At 45.9% G+C, this 18,401-nt stretch carries 14 protein-coding genes and 1 pseudogene; all 15 read right to left on the minus strand.

Annotated elements, in window-relative coordinates; translation table 11 throughout:
• Window positions 1-110: 110 nt before the first annotated feature.
• Window positions 111-1,208, minus strand: coding sequence for a stalk domain-containing protein (locus tag C0Q44_RS04830; RefSeq protein ID WP_105406275.1), 1,098 nt, complete (start codon window positions 1,206-1,208; stop codon window positions 111-113).
• A 338-nt stretch (window positions 1,209-1,546) separates the two neighbouring features.
• Entirely contained in the window at window positions 1,547-2,299 is a 753-nt protein-coding gene (locus C0Q44_RS04835) for an SIMPL domain-containing protein (protein WP_105406276.1), read from the minus strand.
• Between the two features lie 148 nt (window positions 2,300-2,447).
• A complete protein-coding gene (locus tag C0Q44_RS04840) occupies window positions 2,448-2,717 on the minus strand; it encodes an HPr family phosphocarrier protein (protein WP_056695263.1) in 270 nt (89 codons plus the stop codon).
• 255 nt (window positions 2,718-2,972) lie between these two features.
• Window positions 2,973-3,911 (minus strand): DNA-binding protein WhiA, encoded by a 939-nt coding sequence (whiA, locus tag C0Q44_RS04845; protein ID WP_105406277.1) that lies wholly within the window; start codon window positions 3,909-3,911, stop codon window positions 2,973-2,975.
• Between the two features lie 6 nt (window positions 3,912-3,917).
• Window positions 3,918-4,904, minus strand: coding sequence for a gluconeogenesis factor YvcK family protein (locus tag C0Q44_RS04850; RefSeq protein ID WP_017691250.1), 987 nt, complete (start codon window positions 4,902-4,904; stop codon window positions 3,918-3,920).
• Window positions 4,905-4,917: 13 nt separating this feature from the next.
• Complete coding sequence (rapZ, locus tag C0Q44_RS04855) at window positions 4,918-5,820, minus strand: RNase adapter RapZ (protein WP_105406278.1); 903 nt, start codon at window positions 5,818-5,820, stop codon at window positions 4,918-4,920.
• Window positions 5,821-5,871: 51 nt separating this feature from the next.
• Entirely contained in the window at window positions 5,872-6,822 is a 951-nt protein-coding gene (locus tag C0Q44_RS04860) for an ROK family glucokinase (protein ID WP_105406279.1), read from the minus strand.
• Window positions 6,823-7,268: 446 nt separating this feature from the next.
• Window positions 7,269-8,300: an AI-2E family transporter gene (locus C0Q44_RS04865; protein ID WP_105407600.1), complete on the minus strand. Its 1,032-nt coding sequence runs from the start codon at window positions 8,298-8,300 to the stop codon at window positions 7,269-7,271.
• Between the two features lie 162 nt (window positions 8,301-8,462).
• Window positions 8,463-9,422: a thioredoxin-disulfide reductase gene (gene trxB / locus C0Q44_RS04870; RefSeq protein ID WP_105406280.1), complete on the minus strand. Its 960-nt coding sequence runs from the start codon at window positions 9,420-9,422 to the stop codon at window positions 8,463-8,465.
• A gap of 172 nt (window positions 9,423-9,594) precedes the next feature.
• A complete protein-coding gene (locus C0Q44_RS04875) occupies window positions 9,595-11,328 on the minus strand; it encodes a tetratricopeptide repeat protein (protein ID WP_105406281.1) in 1,734 nt (577 codons plus the stop codon).
• Between the two features lie 193 nt (window positions 11,329-11,521).
• Window positions 11,522-13,270, minus strand: coding sequence for a prenyltransferase/squalene oxidase repeat-containing protein (locus C0Q44_RS04880; RefSeq protein ID WP_105406282.1), 1,749 nt, complete (start codon window positions 13,268-13,270; stop codon window positions 11,522-11,524).
• Between the two features lie 194 nt (window positions 13,271-13,464).
• Window positions 13,465-14,424 carry a sugar phosphate isomerase/epimerase family protein gene (locus tag C0Q44_RS04885; RefSeq protein WP_105406283.1) on the minus strand — a complete coding sequence of 320 codons (960 nt, stop codon included), beginning with the start codon at window positions 14,422-14,424 and terminating at the stop codon, window positions 13,465-13,467.
• 63 nt (window positions 14,425-14,487) lie between these two features.
• A complete protein-coding gene (locus C0Q44_RS04890; RefSeq protein WP_105406284.1) occupies window positions 14,488-15,360 on the minus strand; it encodes a carbohydrate ABC transporter permease in 873 nt (290 codons plus the stop codon).
• Window positions 15,361-15,432: 72 nt separating this feature from the next.
• Window positions 15,433-16,331, minus strand: a pseudogene (locus C0Q44_RS04895) (ABC transporter permease).
• 120 nt (window positions 16,332-16,451) lie between these two features.
• The gene (locus C0Q44_RS04900; RefSeq protein WP_105406285.1) at window positions 16,452-18,056 is read right to left on the minus strand and encodes an extracellular solute-binding protein; all 1,605 of its coding nucleotides are present in this window, start codon (window positions 18,054-18,056) and stop codon (window positions 16,452-16,454) included.
• Window positions 18,057-18,401: the final 345 nt, after the last annotated feature.

Here is an 18,401-nt window from a genome sequence, read left to right on the forward strand (position 1 = left end):
AGACCATAGACTACACGTTAACACAAAGGAAGCCCTCGTCATTTTAAGACGAGGGCTTCCTTTTTTCATTTTAGTAAGAAGATATCATAAAAGTGCACAATAATGATTTGTTACTTGCTTCCCATTATATCGCTAAAAGGCTCTGTTCCTTTAGCAAGCAATTCTTTATACGTAAATGGCATTTCCGGGAATCCTTCTGCGTACGCTGTGTACTCATACAACTGGAAGAACACAACGACACCTGTTGGTGTCACATAGAAATCCTGATCTTTATTCAGTCCTTTGTAACCTTCCAGGTATCCACCACGGGCTTTCAGCTGTTCGCCTACCTTTTTACCCAACGTCTCACGCATGGATTTGTTATTTTGCAGCACATCATCAAGTTTAAGCTCCTTACCTGTGTCCAGTGCAAAGGTGTGACCCGTACGATATGTCATACCATGAGCGCCGGCATAGTCCTCATACCGTTGTGTAATGAGTCCAAGCACGCCTTTTTCGTTGTACGTCACCACGTAGGAGCTCTCAAATCCATATGGGCGGTTAGCGGTTGCACCACCGAATTCAGCCGTCTGTTTCTTGAAACCAGCTACGTATGCATCTACTTCGTCTTTCAGCACTTTGTTGATTGCCGTTTCAGCTTCTTTGCTTGCGAGTCCGCTTACCTGTGGATATTGAACGTCCACTTCAGCATTTTTCACCGTGACACTAACTGTTGCCGCTTTAACCTTCACGCTGTTTTGTTTCACTTTGCTGAGTGTCAGCGTTTTGGTTTTGCCATCCCAATTCCCTTGCACACCTAGATAATCTCTCATAGCAGAGAACGGAATATACAATCTGCCGTTGATCAGCTTCGCGTCCACTTGAGGATAATAGTTATTGATTCTGACACTTGGCTCCCCATCCATCAGACTGACCGTCATCGTATTATTGGCCGCAGTCACGGCATAGGACTTCGTTTTCGCATCATATTTCAACGTACCGCCTGCCACATCTTTCACTGCCGTAAGAGATACCCAAGTAGAGCCACCTTGGAGCAGTCCTTTTTGTGTCAGTGTTTTACCTCCTGATTTCAACGTCACCTCAGTCGGGGTAGTCACTTTGGAAGATACAGATGCCGCTTGAACAGAATGATCTTGCCACACTGAACCGCTCCCCACAATAATTCCTGCTGCCAGCAACGCACTTGTCCATTTTTTCCATGATGTCATATATAAAACTCCTCTCTAAATTCACAATTAGGTTCATTGCGTATGTAAGCCTCAACTTGATCGTATATCACATACGCTCACCTCTTTATTATAATTAACCCAATTTCGGAAAGGTTTACAGCTCCAGTTACAATGTTGATGAATATCTAGCGAAAAAAACACCCGGATATGTCCTTTTTGTCATGAACAACTATACAAAAAAGATACCCAACAATAGCATTTCATGAAGCTTCCGAAGGAGGCACTCTCATCAAACTTCATCAAAGTCTGCTTTTCCAACAAAAAAGACCCTGTCCCCATGGACAAAGTCTTTGTCATTCTTTTATATTCAATCATGCTTATTTCATTTCATACGTAATATTGAGAATCGTGCTTACTTTAACTTGGCCCGTTTCAATCTCCGTGCCTCCAGCTGTATCTGCAGCTTTGGACATCAATGACTCGCTTGCATAGAACACAGGCACATTCGCATCCCCTTGGCTTACCGAAAGGACAGCACCCAGTTGACGTTTAACTGCTTTGGCAATGGCTCCAGCTTTCACATCTGCATTGGCCACAGCTTTCTCAATTACTTGGGACTCGTAACTTTCCGGATTCTCTACAGTAAAGCGCACATTTTCAATGTTGTTTGCGCCCGCCCCCGAAGCAGCATCGAGCAGCTCACCGATCTTGTCCATCTCACGGTAAGTGACCGTCAGCGTATGATGCGCTGTGTATCCTTTAATTTGTTGTCCATCTTTTTCGCTATACGTGTAGTTGGGTTGTACAGAGAACTGACTGGTTTGAATGTCATCTGCACTAATCTTCCACGTATTCTTCAGCAAGTTGGATACCTTTTGAACTTTGGCAGCATTCGCTTTTTGGGCAGATGCAGCTGTCTCTGCAGTACTGTTCACGCCAATGGACAGATAAGCGATATCAGGCTTCACCTGAATCTCACCTTTACCCACTACATTGATCACATTTTGCTGTACCCCTTGTACCTCTGCAGCGTATGCATAATTACCTGGTGCAACCCATGCCGTTCCTCCAACGAGCAACGTACTTGCCACCAACACCGCACCGAACGGTTTCATCCATTGTTTACCCATCACGATAGCCTCCTTATGTGTTAACATCTCAAACTTTAAGCCATTTGATACCTTAACAGACGGGACAAATTCCATAATGTTGCACTTGACTGTCTAGAAAACGAAAAAAGCCCCTTTCGGGACTTCTTCAATGAATTCATATCATATCTTATTGGTTTTCAAGCTCTTCCTTGCTAACCAGACTAACTAAAGCGTTTACAGCCTGTTCGGCATCCGCGCCCTCTGCACTAATATGGATTTCCGTGCCTGTGCTAATTGCAAGGCTCATGATCCCCATGATACTTTTTGCATTCACTTTTTTGTCGTCTTTCTCGACGAACACTTCTGATGAGTACTTATTCGCTTCTTGCACGAACAGTGCCGCAGGTCTAGCATGAAGACCGGTTTTCAAACGGACAACTACCGGGTGCTTTGTCATGGAAACTTACCCCCTATTATAAAATCTGGACATTAAATACACAATTATATTTATACAACATTATAACATTAACCCGTGCCGGACACTAGAAGAAAAAACTCAGGCTACTTTGTAGAGCTTTATCATGCCCCATTTTGTATTTTTTCTCATCGCACCATGTTACCTGAGTGACTCTTCTGGTCCCTAACACGGTTGGCTCACTTGACGGTCCTTGTTCAACAGAGACAGCCGACCTTGTTCATTACCCTAACCGTATTAGCCATAACGCTCTGTGCGCACTTTATCAGCCAGCTCATCAATTTTGCGAAGCCGATGATTCACTCCCGACTTGCTGACTGTACCTTTAAGAAGTTCGCCCACTTCCTTCAAGTTGATATCCGGATGAGCAAGTCTGACCTCCGCTACTTCGCGAAGCTTTTCGGGCAACGATTCCAGACCCACTTCCTTTTGCAACAATCGGATATTATCAATTTGCCTTACCGCCGCTCCGATCGTTTTATTCAGGTTGGCAGTCTCACAATTGACAATCCGGTTAACGGAGTTACGCATGTCTCGCATAATCCGTACATCTTCAAACTTGAACAAGGCTTGATGAGCACCAATGATGCTAAGCAGCTCAATGATTTTCTCGCCTTCCTTGATGTATAGGATGAATCCTTTTTTCCGTTCTATACACCGTGCATTGAGATGAAATTCATTGGCCAGATCAACTAGCGCCTGACAGTGCTCCTCATACATGGACGCAATCTCCAAATGGTACGAAGAACCTTCCGGATTATTAACCGATCCACCTGCCAGAAATGCACCGCGAAGATAGGCCCGTTTACAACAGTTCTGCTGAAACAACTCCGCATGAATCCCTGGTGTAAACAGAAAGCCCTCCGATACAATATGAAGAGTTTTGAGAATCACTTGTACCATGGTTGGAATACGAACAATATATACATTGTTCTTTTTCAGCCGCATTTTTTTGCGGACCAGTAATTCCGTATGAACTTGAAAATGCTTTTTAAGCAGAGAGTATGCCCGTCTTGCAATCGCGGCATTCTCCGTCGAAATATCCAAGATAACTTTTTTATTCGATAACTGCACCGCACCAAGCATACGGATGAGGGCTGAAAGTTCCGCCTTTTCGCAGCACGGTTCGCTCTCGATCATCGTTAATTCTTTTTTGGTCTGTGCTGCAAACGACATGGGACTTCACCTCTTCCGTAACATCCAATTTTGCACCAGTTGATAGATGTGATGACTTAGCTTGTCGGCATCATGACGCAGATAGGTTTTGAACAGAACAAGAGTATCCGCAACCACCTGATAACCGGCACTTTCGAGTACATTCATATCCAGCACAACTGGTTTTGCGCCTTTTTCTGCATATTTGTTCTGCACTTGCAGCGGAATATCTCCATTATTTACGATAACATAGTCGAAGAGCTGATGACCTATATGCTCATGTACAGCCTTAAGGTGGTCACTTACCGTATAGTTATCTGTTTCTCCAGGCTGTGTCATGACATTACATATAAACATCTTCACTGCATCTGCTTCAACCACGGCCTCAGCCAGCTTTGGCACGAGCAGATTCGGAAGAATACTGGTGTAGAGACTGCCTGGTCCGATCAGAATCGCATCAGCCTGACGAATGGCCTCTACTGCCTCTGGCAACGGCTCCACGTGGTCCGGTTCAAGAAAAACACGTTTAATGCGTCCGCCTGCCTCAGGGATTTTGGACTCGCCCGTAATAATTGTTCCATCTTCCATCTCAGCATGCAACACAACGGCCTGCCCGGCTGCTGGTAATACCTCACCTCGAACGGCAAACACGCGGCTAAGTTCCCGCACTGCGGTCACGAAGTCGCCCGAAATATCCGTCATTGCAGCCAAAATCAAATTACCCAAGCTGTGGCCTGCAAGCCCCGCGCCTGTATTGAAACGATACTTCAACATATCTGAAAGCAATGGTTCTACATCGGCCAGCGCCGTAAGCACGTTGCGAATGTCACCCGGAGGCGGCATTTGTAGCTCATTACGCAGAATACCTGAACTTCCACCGTCATCTGCAACCGTGACGATGGCCGTAATATCCAACGGCTTTTCTTTCAGACCGCGCAACATCACGGACAATCCGGTTCCGCCACCCATTACAACTATTCTCGGACGTTCTCTTCGTGGTCCGGCCTCTTTCATCCCTTCACCCTCTTCAATGACGGTCCCGGTCAGCGTCGCGATGGCTCACGGTGACCGCTTCAGTCTCGCTGCTTCCCAACATCTTGCCCAAATATTCCGATATTGCTACCGAGCGATGTTTGCCTCCCGTACAGCCTATTCCAATAATAACCTGGCTTTTGCCTTCCTTCCGATATTGCGGAATCAGGAAATGCAGCATATCCAGTAGCTTTGTCAGAAACGCCTGTGTCTCAGGCCATTTCATAACATATTCATATACATCACTATTCTGTCCCGTATTCGGTCGCAAATGATCAATATAATGTGGATTTGGTAAAAAACGAACATCAAACACCAGATCAGCATCAATGGGAATACCATACTTGAATCCGAACGACGTAATATTCACCGACAGCATCTGGCTTTCCAAATGTGAAAACCGGGAGATAATGCGTTCCTTCAATTGAGCAGGTTTCATCGTACTTGTATTCAGGACCTGAGTAGCAGAGTTTTTGAGTTCCTCCAGCATCTTGCGTTCCAGTCGGATGCCATCCAGCGGCATACCCTCAGGAGCCAGTGGATGTCTGCGCCTGCTCTCTTTGTAACGCTGAACAAGTACAGAATCTGTAGCGTCCAGAAATAAAATCTCGCAATGAGTAGTATAATGATGATTTCTAATATAATTCAATGACTCCGACAGAGCCGTAAAGAATTCACGCCCGCGCAGATCGATAACAAGTGCAACCTTGCCAATCTTGCCGTTTGACTGTTCAATCAGTTCCGCAAATTTAGGAATCAATACCGGTGGCAGATTATCTACACAGAAGAAACCCAGATCCTCCAGGCTCTGTACTGCAATAGTTTTACCTGCTCCGGACATGCCCGTAATGATAATGAGCGTGGCGCCTGTGCCTGGTGAGCCCTCACCTTCAAGCATAATTGTCCCCTCCTTATCATATTGCTGCCTTCATATATTGTTACGAGGTTACTACGAACGTAAGAGAAGTCCTGCTGCACCCACAATACCAGCATTATTGCCAAGTGTGGCTTCCAGAATCTGAACCCCTTCTTGCAATGGTTCCGGTGTCAATTTGGCAAACACGGTACGTATTTCATCAAACAGGAAATTGCCTGCTTTGGATACGCCACCACCAATGATGAACATCTCCGGGTTAATAACAGCAGCTACAGTAGCCATGGACTTGCCCAGGTAGTAAGCCGCGCGGTTGACAATTCGTAGCGCCACTTCATCGCCTGCTTTGGCAGCATCGAATACTTCCTTGGCTGCGATCTTGTCGACGAGTGCCAATGATGTATGATCACCGCGTTCTACTGCATCCTTCGCCATACGAATAATTCCCGTTGCGGACGACACCGTTTCAACACATCCCATTTTGCCACAGCCACACCTGATGGCTTCCAGATCCGGTACAACACTGATATGTCCTAGCTCTCCAGCCATACCGGAGAATCCCTGATAGATGTTACCATTCAGGATCAAGCCTCCACCAACGCCTGTACCGAGCGTATAGCATACGCAATTGTCTACGCCCTTGCCGGCACCAGCCCACACTTCACCCAGTGCAGCCACGTTCGCATCGTTATCTATTTTGATTGGCTTGCTCAGACGTTCTTCCAGAATCGAACGAATGGCTACATTCCGAAATCCGATGTTAGGGGCATGAACGATAATTCCCTCGCGTACATTCGTGAACCCGGCCACTCCAGCGCCTACACCCTCAAGCTGTTCCCAACTATAAGGCGATTCGGCTACGATATGTCGGACATACTTCTCGATGTTGGCGATGACGGTCTCAACGCCTTTATCCACTTCAGTCGGTCCTTCATACGTATGCATTAGCTGACCTTGTTCATCGCATATACCGACCTTAATTGCTGTTCCGCCGAGATCGACCCCAACGTAGATTTTCTCAGACATGCTGCAAGCCACCTTTATCTATCTCAAATAGTTTAAGTCCTACGTACCAACTATAATTGAAGGATACGCCTGGGTCAAGACGAGAAGACCTCAGATACATCACGCTCCGCTGGGCTTGTGAACCATATCACACACGATTTTTGAATACGTATACAAGCTTATGAAGCTTCATATATAAACGCAGGCTTTGTTCCTTCCTCCATTGCAGAGGCAGCCTCCATTCATGATATTGCATCTTCACTCGTTCCATTCGTAAAAGATAATCATCGTCACCTCGAAGTGGTGACCCCATTTCACACACCCCGTCACCCCTGTCATTCTCATGCGGAGACTTCGATCGACGGTTTGGTGAACACAAAAGCGCCTTCCACATAGGGAAGGCGCCCTTACTTTTTCGAAATATCTGAAGTTATTCAACTTGATTGAACTCGGTCGATCTTCTTACGTTATAACTTTGATTCCACACGTACCGGCTCTTCTGTCTTCTCCATCTTGTTCACATCCAGAATATCGAGCAGGAAGACGAAGATCGGAATACCAATGATCAGTCCCCAGATCCCCAGAAAGTGTTGTGACAGAATAAGGACAATGAAGGTGTAGAACATCGGTAATTTGGTCTTGTGTGCCATCAGCTTTGGATTCAGGAAATACGTCTCCAAGGCATGAATGATAATAATCATGATGATCACAATAATGCTTAGTTTCAGACCGCCCATCTGATAACCGATTAGACAGAGTGGAACGAGTGAGATGATAACTCCTGCAACTGGCACCAGACTAAGCAGGAACACCAGAATGGTCAGAGCGAACAAATACGGGAATCCCAGAATCCATAAGCCCAGAATCGTCAGTACGGTATTGAATACAGCGATCAGCAACTGCGCCTCAATAACTTTACCGAAAGAAGAAACGAACTTATCACCCAGATAAGCTACTTCATTGTAGAACCAGCCGATCTTACTTGTTTTGAACTTGGATGTGAATTTGGATATCTCCTGCTTCTGTAATAAGAAGAACAGACTCAGAATGATAACCAACAGAATAAACTCCAGCCACTTGCTCAAAGCGAATATATACTTCAATGCATCATTGGTATAATTTTTGATATCGAAGGATTGAAGGTAACCCGCAATCTTGGAAGCGAAATTATCACCGTCTGCACTGTCCAGAAATTTCATAATCTCGTTCGTCAACTGAACGACCTGATCCACAATTCGTGGTGAATATCTGGATATGCCAAGCACGATCACGGCAATCACGATCATATAGAGCAGGATGACCACAACTTTATAATTGATCCGAAACAACCGATTCAAACCACCTGTAATGAAGTGCTGTAACCTGTTCATGACATACGTCACCAGGAACAACAGCAGAATCATGTGCAGCATACTCCCCATACTGAACAAAATCAAACAGAATAAGAGCAGAATCAAAAACCGTCTCACTGTTGCATTCTGTAACCAATCTTTTATCATTTCCCCCAAAATCTTCACCTCACAGCTAATATGCCCCTTATGTATACGAACTCATGCCCATTTCAGTTTCAAAAAAAGAGAAGCCTTCCGGCTTCTCTCACTTCATGAGACTTCCCGTTGTCTCTTATCTTTAACTTATGCCCAATCACGCTCTTGTGATGCTTACTTATCCAACGTTTCGCTCCAGTCATGCACAATGCTTCCTTCAAGAAACTTCTCGCAGTCCATCGCTGCCATACATCCTGACCCAGCAGCCGTAATGGCCTGACGATACTTTGTATCCTGAACATCACCGCAGGCAAATACACCCGGAATATTCGTTTCCGTTGTCCCTGGTGTAACCACAACATAACCATGTTCGTCCAGATTAATTGCATTAACGAGGAACCCCGTGTTCGGTGTGTGACCAATGGCAACAAATACGCCATCCGCCTCAAGCAACTCTTCCTGACCCGTCTCGTTGTTGCGTACCTTGAGTCCTTTGACGCCCATCGCGTCAGGCACGACCTCAAGTGGCGTACGGTTCAGAGCCCATTTTACCTTCACATTGCCGCGAGCCCGATCCTGCATAATTTTGGATGCACGCAGTTCGTCCCGACGGTGAACCAAAGTAACATCCGTTGCAAAACGGGTCAAGAAGCTCGCTTCCTCCATTGCAGAGTCACCGCCGCCCACGACCACAATTTTTTTGCCACGGAAGAAGAATCCGTCACACGTCGCACACGTGCTTACACCACGTCCCACATTCTCCTGCTCTCCAGGAATACCGAGATATCGAGCAGTGGCACCTGTGGAAATAATAATCGATTCAGCTTCCATTTCACCAATTCCACCAACTTTGACCTTGAAAGGCGGTTTGCTGAAATCGACCTCTTCCACCCAGCCGTTTTTGAACTCGGCTCCAAAACGTTCAGCTTGCTTACGCATATTATCCATCAGTTCGGGACCCATGATACCTTGTGGGAAACCGGGGAAATTCTCAACTTCCGTTGTCGTCGTCAATTGACCACCCGGCTGAAGACCTTCAATGACCAGTGGGTTCAGATTAGCACGAGCCAAATATATCGCTGCTGTCAGACCCGCAGGTCCAGTTCCGATCACAATCGTTCTGTATTTAGACATATAGATACAGCCTCCTTGATAAGGTGAGAGTGTGTTGTACTGGCAATTAACTTGCAAAGATGATATCCTACAGGCATTTTACGAGGCCCATTCGTTAAGTTTACCCGTTTTCCCGGTTATTGTATCCTTCACCCTATGATGACTTTCTGAAAAACGAGTGGAGGCGAACTTTCTATATAAGTGGTGAGTTGCTGTTACAAACCCGATGGATCTGTTTAGCATACTTGCTAACCGTTGATGCCGATATGCCATACCGCTCCGCTATACTTTGATAGGTAACTGGTCGATTGTGATTCTTGGCAGCCAAGTATTCCAGTCCTGCAGCCCAGCCTTCGATCTGCTTCGTACCAGGCACCTCGGGATGTACACGGGATACATAATAAGTCCAGAGCCGCTCCATCTCTTGCTGCAACTCAGCCTTTGCTTCAGACATCTGTAGCGCACGATCGACAACAGCCTGCCAATGGGAAACTGGTCGGTTTTCCGGTTGTTCTGATGGTGACTGAACCTTCCCAATGGACTTCAAGGTTACCGCAGTTAGGGGTCGAACCATCTCAGCATTCCGTTCCTCATGTTCAGCAGATTTCAGATCGTTCAACACAGCTTGTGCTGCCTCAAGTAGATCCTGTTCTTCTCCCGGTTCCTCAACAAAGGATTGCAGAGCCTGCTGCACCTCATAATCACCAATCATGCCGAGAGCATGAATGACCTGCATCTTGGTTGAGCGATCACCGTGTCGTAATGCCCAGAAGAACGATGAACGTATCAGTGGATCATTCTTCATCTCTTCAGGTATGCCATTACCATAGTTCTCCCACTGTCTGAACTGCTCGTCAAATGGCAGATGATAGTGATAACTCAGCTTCTCCGGATCTTGCTCGCCTTGCCGTACAGCTTCAAGACTCGACAGATAGTACCGGGATACTTCCGAACCCGGATCAAGCTTGGCCACATAATGCCATAGACGCTCGGCAGCATCGTAACGCTCCGTATTATAAGCCGCCACTGCTGCATAATGGGCAAGTGCCGGATCAGCAGCCGTCTCTTCATCCTTGAGCAAACGACGGAAATGACTATAGGCTATATCATGTTGACCCAAAATTCCCATCGTGGTAGCCAGTTTGTAGACCTGTTCGTGCTGGAATGGCACGATCACACGCAATTTTTTGATCAATAGCAGTACTTGATCAGCCCGATTCTCATTTTGATGGAAAATGGCAAGGTTGCAGAGTGCATGCAGATTACCCGGCTCCTGTTCGAGCACTTCATCAATGGTCTCCCTCGCTTTGGGGAACAGTCCCATATAATAATAGGCCAGTGCCAGATTATTACGGGCTGCCAGGTAATCCGGATAATCCGATGACATACCTTCGAGAAGTTCAGCAGCCTGTGCAAATTTCCCTTCTTCCAACAGTTCTCTTGCCTGATCGTGCTCAACCACACCTTTGCGTGATTTGATTCGATTCAGTTTGGCTGGACGATCAAGCTCATAATATAGAAGCTCCATCATCTCTTCAGCTTCTGTCATGAACTGACCCTGGGTATCTTCCTCCAGATAGGAAACAAGTGCTTGCTCGGCTTCCTCAAACCGATCCATATTTGCATAATTGTTCGCCATATAGAAATAACATTCCGTCATTGACGGATCTACCACTTCCAGCACATTGGCCAGAATGGTATTGGAGGCTTCGTAATCCCCCTTTTCCGATAATATACCCGCCATATTACAATGATTTACCGGATTTTCCGGTTCGTATTCAACAGCTTTGCGAAAATATTTTAATGCCTTGTCGACATGATTACGGTCCAGCGAGCGGACAGCTCTTTCAAAGAAGAAAGAAGCATCCAAATGAATCGGTATAATATTGGCAAGGTGTCCCTCAGCCCGCACTAGCTTGCCCTTCATCTCCCAAGGCACCTCCTCTTTGCTTTCATTCATACTCTCCAGTATACCACATCTTGTGGTCTGCTTCTCAATATGTAGTTTCATGTCGTTTATGAAAAAAATGCAAAAAAATAAAGATGACATCTCATTCACTGAATGAAATGTCATCTTTTGGACTTTGTGGACTCTTCCTATTAAACCATATTTACGATTATTATTTCTTGGCAAGCGATGGCGATAGGGAAATTTGAATCGTTTTATCAAAAGGCGTCATAAAGTTGACCAGTACAACCTTGCACTTTTCAGGCAAATTAGCCTCCCGCACCGTTGCTGCAAGGTGTCCCAGCTCACCCCCGGTGATCTCCAGCCAGTCTTCACCGCAGGCATAGCGTAATGTACCGCTTTTCCACAAGATGTGACCATCACTCGTTTCAATCGCATCCTCACAGGTAAGCTCACCTTCACTTCCGAATACAAAGGACAACTGCATCATCATGTCCTCCGGTTCCTTCCCTGTGAGATGCATCGTCCAGCCAGTTTCCGTTTGCAGAACTTCTGCCCCTACACGGAATATCTGCTCATGAGTAAGTTGACGGCTCTGATGGGGTAACAAGTACCACGGGCTTATAGCTGATGCAGCCGATTCCGGCAGAAGTTCCGTAGGGATTGGGCCGTAGTACCCTTTCTTCTGTTCACCTGTCAGCTGATATCCTTCGGGCAGCTTGGTCATTTGTTGCATGGGTATATACCCTGGATTGAAATAAGAAGCCAGTTGCACAGCAAGCAGGCGCACCTTACCATGTCGGAGTGCGAAGAAAGGTGGCACCTCTGTCATCACAGTTACGCTTGTCTCACCCTTACGGATTCGGGCCACAGGAGCACCAAAGTCCGTATGCATCCGACTGTGGGTGATTCGTCCATGATGTCCTGCCGACTCCATCTGCCCCAGATATTCATCGCGTACAAAGTGTTCATTCAGCATGATCTCGTAATTTTCCGGGAGCGCATCCTTCGTACCACTGGTCTGTTGAAGGTCAGGTTCCAGCAACAATCTAACGAGAGCGTTGACCGAGCATACGCCCGGGTCCGTTAATGTACTGTCTGCCCATGTGGCCATGCCCGCAAAAATGGAGTCTCCATCTATTTTCGCCAAGATGGCATAGGGTAGGTAATACGACGACAAGTCATGGATGCTACCCAGATCCTGCCGACCTGAATAATCCGTCACAATCTCACCCGTGGGATGCACCAGATACACCATCATGCGAAGATTTAGACGCACCGGCTCCAGCAATTCTGGACGATGGAGCAGACGTGCCGCATGAATGAGCATGATGTCACTCACCGCATTATAGATTCCGTTGCTTCGCTCGGTCCACTCCCCATCGGGTGTAATGTCCATGCCTTCCGCCAGCCACTGCTCTGCGCGCTGCACAGCTTCCTCCACACCAAAAATGTCATGCAAGAAACCGAGCGCCGCGCATAGCACCCAGCGATGATTCGGCGTATGACAACCGCCCGTAAGCATGGTTGGAATAGTTCGCTCCAGGAACAATCTCATATTGTTCAGTACAGGTTGCAGAGGCTCCCATTCCTGCTGCATTAAGAGTTGATACAACTGTGAATACCCGACAACGACAAAAGCAGTGTCCGGTGGGGAATGATAATTGGTCCAGCCGGGCGATATTGAACCGTCCTCATGCTGCTGGCGAAGCACATATTCCGTAGCTAACAGCAGTCGGTTTAACAACGCCTCATCCCGGTAATAGATGGAGTCGGGATTGGAGATAGCTGCACCCCAGTAACACATATCCGTAGGCGTTCCTGTTGTGTGGTTAACCCATGCAACACCTGTAAAGGGATCAATTGTTCCTCCATAGTAACGGCTTTCCGGATCAAGCATCTGCCGGGATATGCCTCTTTCCACTGCTCTGTCATTGCTATCCACCAGTTGTTTGTACATGCGCAGTCTCCTCCCATACCCATACATTCTCCCGATGTGCGGAGTATTCGACCCATCTTCTTCTGACCAGACTGGAAGAATCATCCTACCGCCATACATGAGATTATTTTCTCGTCAGTATATATCATCTATCTACATATGTCGCTAGAAAATGCGCCGGCGCACACGATGCGAAGACGCAGATTGTTCCAACATCATTGCTCCTGCTCTGCCACACCAAGCTTCTTCATAAGCAAGTCATGACTCTCGTGAATCTCGTCTGGCTCGCAGGCAGACTTTAATTCATACACCTTTACCTGTGCCCGGCGAATCATGGGCAGATAAGCATCATAGAAGCTCATGTCTTTACTGTGTACATAAGGGCACCAGTGATCAGAGAGACCCAGCGTCTCATGAATATGAACACCTACAATATCATCCATTAGTCCCTGCATTTCTCCCACACTATCGTATAGACCCAGTCGGTCCATCATAATAGCGTGACCTGTGTCGTACCAGATACCGACAGGAGCGCCTTTGAGAGCCGTGATAATGGTTTTGGCTTCTGCCAGCGTAGGAATCTGTTGAGGTCTGGACCTGGTCTCTATTCCAAAACGGACATTCAGTCCTTTCGCTACTGCTCGATTGCAGACTTCATCCAGACTGACAATGATCTTCTCGATATATCCTGCGCTTAGCGCCTGACGGCGTTCCATTAACTCTTCCCATTTGCTACGATATTTCGGAGAATCTGTCCCTTCCTCTCTATAAAGCATCTCCAGATCCTTGCTGATATCGTGAGGGAAAGGCACCTCTCCCGGATGAACGACTACCGCTTCCCCACCATAACGATGAGCATACTCTGCCGATCCAACAAGCAACTCTATAGCGCGCTGACGTTTAACTTCATCCTCGAAGCCCAGCAGGACAGAATCCGTACCATAATCCGGGTCTGGGTCATGTGGAAAAGTGTTATGAACACTCGAAACACCTATTTCTCCGCGCTCAATCATCGGCTCAATGGTCTTGAGCATTTCCTTCGTCACATTATAGTTGAGTTCAACCCGTCGAAAGCCAAGTTCTGCGATTTCCTGAATCATGTCTTCCCCTACGGTATGTTTCCTAATATTCCAGCAAGTCGAAAATGAATATTCTCCCTTGTCTTTTGCCTGCATATATAATGCTTCTCCTTCCCGCGGGTATAAAATCAAAATGTTTTTTTCAAGGTGATCCAGTGATTAACCTTTTACTGCACCCAGCATTGCACCGCTTACAAAATATTTTTGAAGCCATGGATATACAAGCAAAATAGGTACGGTTGCGAAAACAACGGTTGCTGCCTTGAGACTTTCTGGAGTTAAACGTGTCCGGCTTGCTCCCTCCATCAACGTCAGCTCACTCACCATGTTGTTCTGCACCATTTGGTACATCTTGAGCTGAAGCGGGTAGAGCTTCGGATCAGTGATGTACATCAATGAATCCTGGAAGCCATTCCAGCGTCCAACTGCGTAGAAGAGAGCCAAGGTAGCCAGCACAGGCATGGATAACGGCAGAATGACTTTGAAGAGAGTGTGAACATGTGAACTTCCATCAATCTCAGCCGCTTCCTCCAGACTGTCCGGAATACCTCTAAAGAAGGAAATCAAGATAATCAGGTTAAAGGGACTTACCAGACCCGGCAGAATAAGCGCCCAGACGGAATTCAGCATATTCAAGTCACGAATCAGCAGATATTCAGGAATGATTCCGCCACTGAAAAACATCGTAATGATGATGACATACATGAAGAGCTTTCTACCCTTCAGTTTTTTCTTGGTTAACGGATACGCAGCAGCGATGGTGAATAGCATACAAAGCACTGTCGTTGCTACCGTAAGAAGCGTTGTAAATCCCAGAGAATAGATCATAGATTGATCGGAGAATACCTGACCGTAAGCATCCCAATTGAATTCTTTCGGGAATATGGTCACTTCACCCGATGTAATCGCCCGATTCGAGCTAAGCGATATGGCAATTGTGTGCATAAACGGAGTCAAACAGAATATAACAAACATAGATATAAAGGAGATATTAACAATATCAAAAATCCGGTTCGAGGTGCGTTCACTCATCTGCGCACAGCTCCTTTACTGATGGTCTATACATACAAGCCGTATGGCGTATCTTTCATTTTTTCGTATAAGCTACAGAATTCCTTCGCCGGTTGTTTTCTTCGAGATATAGTTAGAACCGAGAACAAAAATGAGTCCAACTACAGCTTGGAACAAACCAACAACGGTTGCCAGAGTATACTGTCCTGATTGGAGACCAATTCTGTATACAAAGGTACTAAGTACATCGGAGTATTCCCGCACAGCCGTGTTACCGATAATGTACGGACGATCAAACCCGATGCTGACCATATTTCCGAGATTAAGAATAAGCAAAGTTACAATGGTTGGTTTGATACTTGGCAATGTAATATGCCAAATTCTCTTTAGACGAGAGGCGCCATCAATCTCTGCCGCTTCAAATAACTCCTTGTTAACTGCGGTTAGTGCAGCCAAATATAAGATGGTTCCCCATCCTGCACTTTGCCAAACACCTGTGAACAGGTACGTAATAAGCCAAGGACCTTTCTCTGTCAAGAAGGGTATCGAATTTAAGCCCATACTCTGTAGTACACCATTGACCATACCGGATTGATTACCGAACAATTGGTATACAATCCCCCGATAATAACCCAAGAGATAAAGTGAGGAACATATAGAATTGTCTGCGATATTTTTTTAAACCATTTAAATCGAACTTCATAGAGCATAATAGCCAAAATGATTGGAGCAGGGAACGAAACGAGCAGATCAAGAAAATTTAGCATAAAGGTATTACGTAATGTGGTGTAGAACTCATCCATCGCGAATACTTCGCGAAAAGCATCGAAACCAATCCATTTACTACCGCTGATGCCTTGAAAGAGGTTGAAATCCTTAAAGGCGATCTGCACACCGTACATCGGTCCATAACGGAAGATTAAAAAGTAGATCAGAGGCAGGGAAATCAGCGCGTATAATTGCCAATACCTTTTCAAGTATGTGATGGTCAAGTCGGTTTCCTCCTATCAACGAAGAAACGTTTGTGCCGCCAAACGACGGCACCCGTTCCTTTCTAAGTTCAAGCAAAATAGTATGTGTTTCTATCTATTAGCTTGGAGCAAGGCTTCGGTTTATTTAGCGCCCATTTCCTGTACAGCTTGTTCCAGTTCTTTCTTCAATTCTGTACCGCCCAAGGACATAAAATCAGCCATTTCTTTATCAAACACTGCATCGAAATCTGCTGGTTTTGCCATAGCTGTTTTCACAATGATGACATCGAGTTTGTCTTTGAGTGCTGTACTGTATTTCATCTCTGCTTCAATTGGTTTATCAAAAATAATTGGTCCTACGGTATCCGTATTTGCAATAGCAAGAGATTGTTTCAACATTTCCTGATTGTTTGTCGGGAAGCCCAGAATCCATGCTTTTTCGTTGGTTGCTTCATCCCCGATATTTTTACCGTTTGAGATAATTGCTGTATCCCCTGAAGTAAACAGGCGATCCATCGCTTCTTGCGTTGCATCTTCTTTCACGACAGGAATGCCGTCTACCAAATCATAGTTCTCGCCTTCCACACCGCTGTAGATATCAATCAGGTTATTACCGGATGCCATCCAGTCCAGATACTTAACGGCTTCCACAGAACGTTCACTGCTTTTCGGAATCATGATATACATACCATTTGTTCCATAACGGGACTTAATGTGTTTATTGTCTGCATTCGGATTCGTATAAACATCAACCGGCAGAACGTTGCTGTCTTTTACGTTTTTGTGCAGGTTATCCATTGTTCCTTCTCCATAGAACATCGCATCGACGTCTTCAGACCAGTAACCGATGTTACCATTCGAAACGTCCTTCCCTAGCTGTGTTTTATCTTTATCCAAACTGAAGTCTTTGCTGATTAAGCCCTCATTATAGAGCTTGTTCAGGAACTTCATGGAATCCTTGAAGCCCTCATGAAGCGGTAATTCATAGCGTTGACCGTATGTCAGATCACCACTAACTGGTTTTATGAACGAATAGATCAATGTTTCGAAGTTAGCTGGTGCAAGCGCCATACCCATCGGGATGTTTTTACTTCCCAATTGACCAGGATCTTTTTCTTTAAACGCTTTCAAAGTTGTGTACAATTCATCTGTTGTCTTAGGCACAGGCAGTCCCAACTTATCGAGCCAATCTTGACGAATGTAGGAACTGTAACGTCCTGTGATGGCACGTTTACCCGGGATAGCAAACTGTTTTCCATCAACTTGCCCGAACTTTAATGTATCTTCGCCCAGGAACTTCTTCAGATTCGGTCCATGCTGATTAATCAGTTCACCGACATCTGCCAATCCACCTTGCTGAGCATAACGGTAAAACACGCTGGAGTCATAAACAAAGACAATATCAGGGACATCTGAATTACTGGCCATCAGAACGTTAAGCTTCGTTACTTCCTCGGAACGCTGAACAGGTACAAACTGTACATCGATGTTGTTAGGATCACCGAACTTTTCCTGAATCATTTTAGATATGAAGTTGTTCGTAATCGTGTACGGTGAAGGACTGTTACCACGGTCGAAGATTTCAACCTTTAATGTAACGCGTTTACCCTCACTGGATGCTCCGCCTTCTGTTGATTTTGAATCTGATGCAGATGAGCACCCCGCAAGAAGTGAAACGCCCATTACCATCGTGAGCGCCAAACCCATCCATTTCTTCAAACTCCCCTTGGTTGCATTTCTTGTCATATTGTCATCCCCTTTGTCTTTGCGTGAATGTTTGAAGCCTGATACGAGTATTCCACATCTATGCGAGCACTGACAACAAACTACTTTCGGTAGCGCTTACATACGAGTTATGGTTTATCCCCTACGCGCATTTTCACATACCGACTTTTCACTCAAACCCTTGCTGCCACTGGATTTCTCAGCAATAGTGTTCCCCAGACTTCAAGTGGTTACCCCGTTGCCACATAAACCATTTTCACATACTGCCTATATTCGCAATCCATAATTTAGCCAGGTATATCCTTCGCCTTAGCCGAAAAAGGGTGAACCTCTGCATGTCTAATCTCCGGAATGGAAAATGACTGC

This window comes from Paenibacillus sp. PCH8, assembly GCF_002968835.1.
GTDB lineage: Bacteria > Bacillota > Bacilli > Paenibacillales > Paenibacillaceae > Paenibacillus.

Coding starts and splice junctions, on each gene's coding strand:
- C0Q44_RS04865 (WP_105407600.1), bottom strand. CDS start 8,300: ATGATAAAAGATTGGTTACAGAATGCAACAGTGAGACGGTTTTTGATT.
- C0Q44_RS04880 (WP_105406282.1), bottom strand. CDS start 13,270: ATGTACAAACAACTGGTGGATAGCAATGACAGAGCAGTGGAAAGAGGC.
- C0Q44_RS04835 (WP_105406276.1), bottom strand. CDS start 2,299: ATGGGTAAACAATGGATGAAACCGTTCGGTGCGGTGTTGGTGGCAAGT.
- C0Q44_RS04885 (WP_105406283.1), bottom strand. CDS start 14,424: ATGCAGGCAAAAGACAAGGGAGAATATTCATTTTCGACTTGCTGGAAT.
- rapZ (WP_105406278.1), bottom strand. CDS start 5,820: ATGCTTGAAGGTGAGGGCTCACCAGGCACAGGCGCCACGCTCATTATC.
- C0Q44_RS04840 (WP_056695263.1), bottom strand. CDS start 2,717: ATGACAAAGCACCCGGTAGTTGTCCGTTTGAAAACCGGTCTTCATGCT.
- whiA (WP_105406277.1), bottom strand. CDS start 3,911: ATGTCGTTTGCAGCACAGACCAAAAAAGAATTAACGATGATCGAGAGC.
- C0Q44_RS04900 (WP_105406285.1), bottom strand. CDS start 18,056: ATGACAAGAAATGCAACCAAGGGGAGTTTGAAGAAATGGATGGGTTTG.
- C0Q44_RS04830 (WP_105406275.1), bottom strand. CDS start 1,208: ATGACATCATGGAAAAAATGGACAAGTGCGTTGCTGGCAGCAGGAATT.
- C0Q44_RS04850 (WP_017691250.1), bottom strand. CDS start 4,904: ATGAAAGAGGCCGGACCACGAAGAGAACGTCCGAGAATAGTTGTAATG.
- C0Q44_RS04860 (WP_105406279.1), bottom strand. CDS start 6,822: ATGTCTGAGAAAATCTACGTTGGGGTCGATCTCGGCGGAACAGCAATT.
- C0Q44_RS04890 (WP_105406284.1), bottom strand. CDS start 15,360: ATGAGTGAACGCACCTCGAACCGGATTTTTGATATTGTTAATATCTCC.
- trxB (WP_105406280.1), bottom strand. CDS start 9,422: ATGTCTAAATACAGAACGATTGTGATCGGAACTGGACCTGCGGGTCTG.
- C0Q44_RS04875 (WP_105406281.1), bottom strand. CDS start 11,328: ATGAAGGGCAAGCTAGTGCGGGCTGAGGGACACCTTGCCAATATTATA.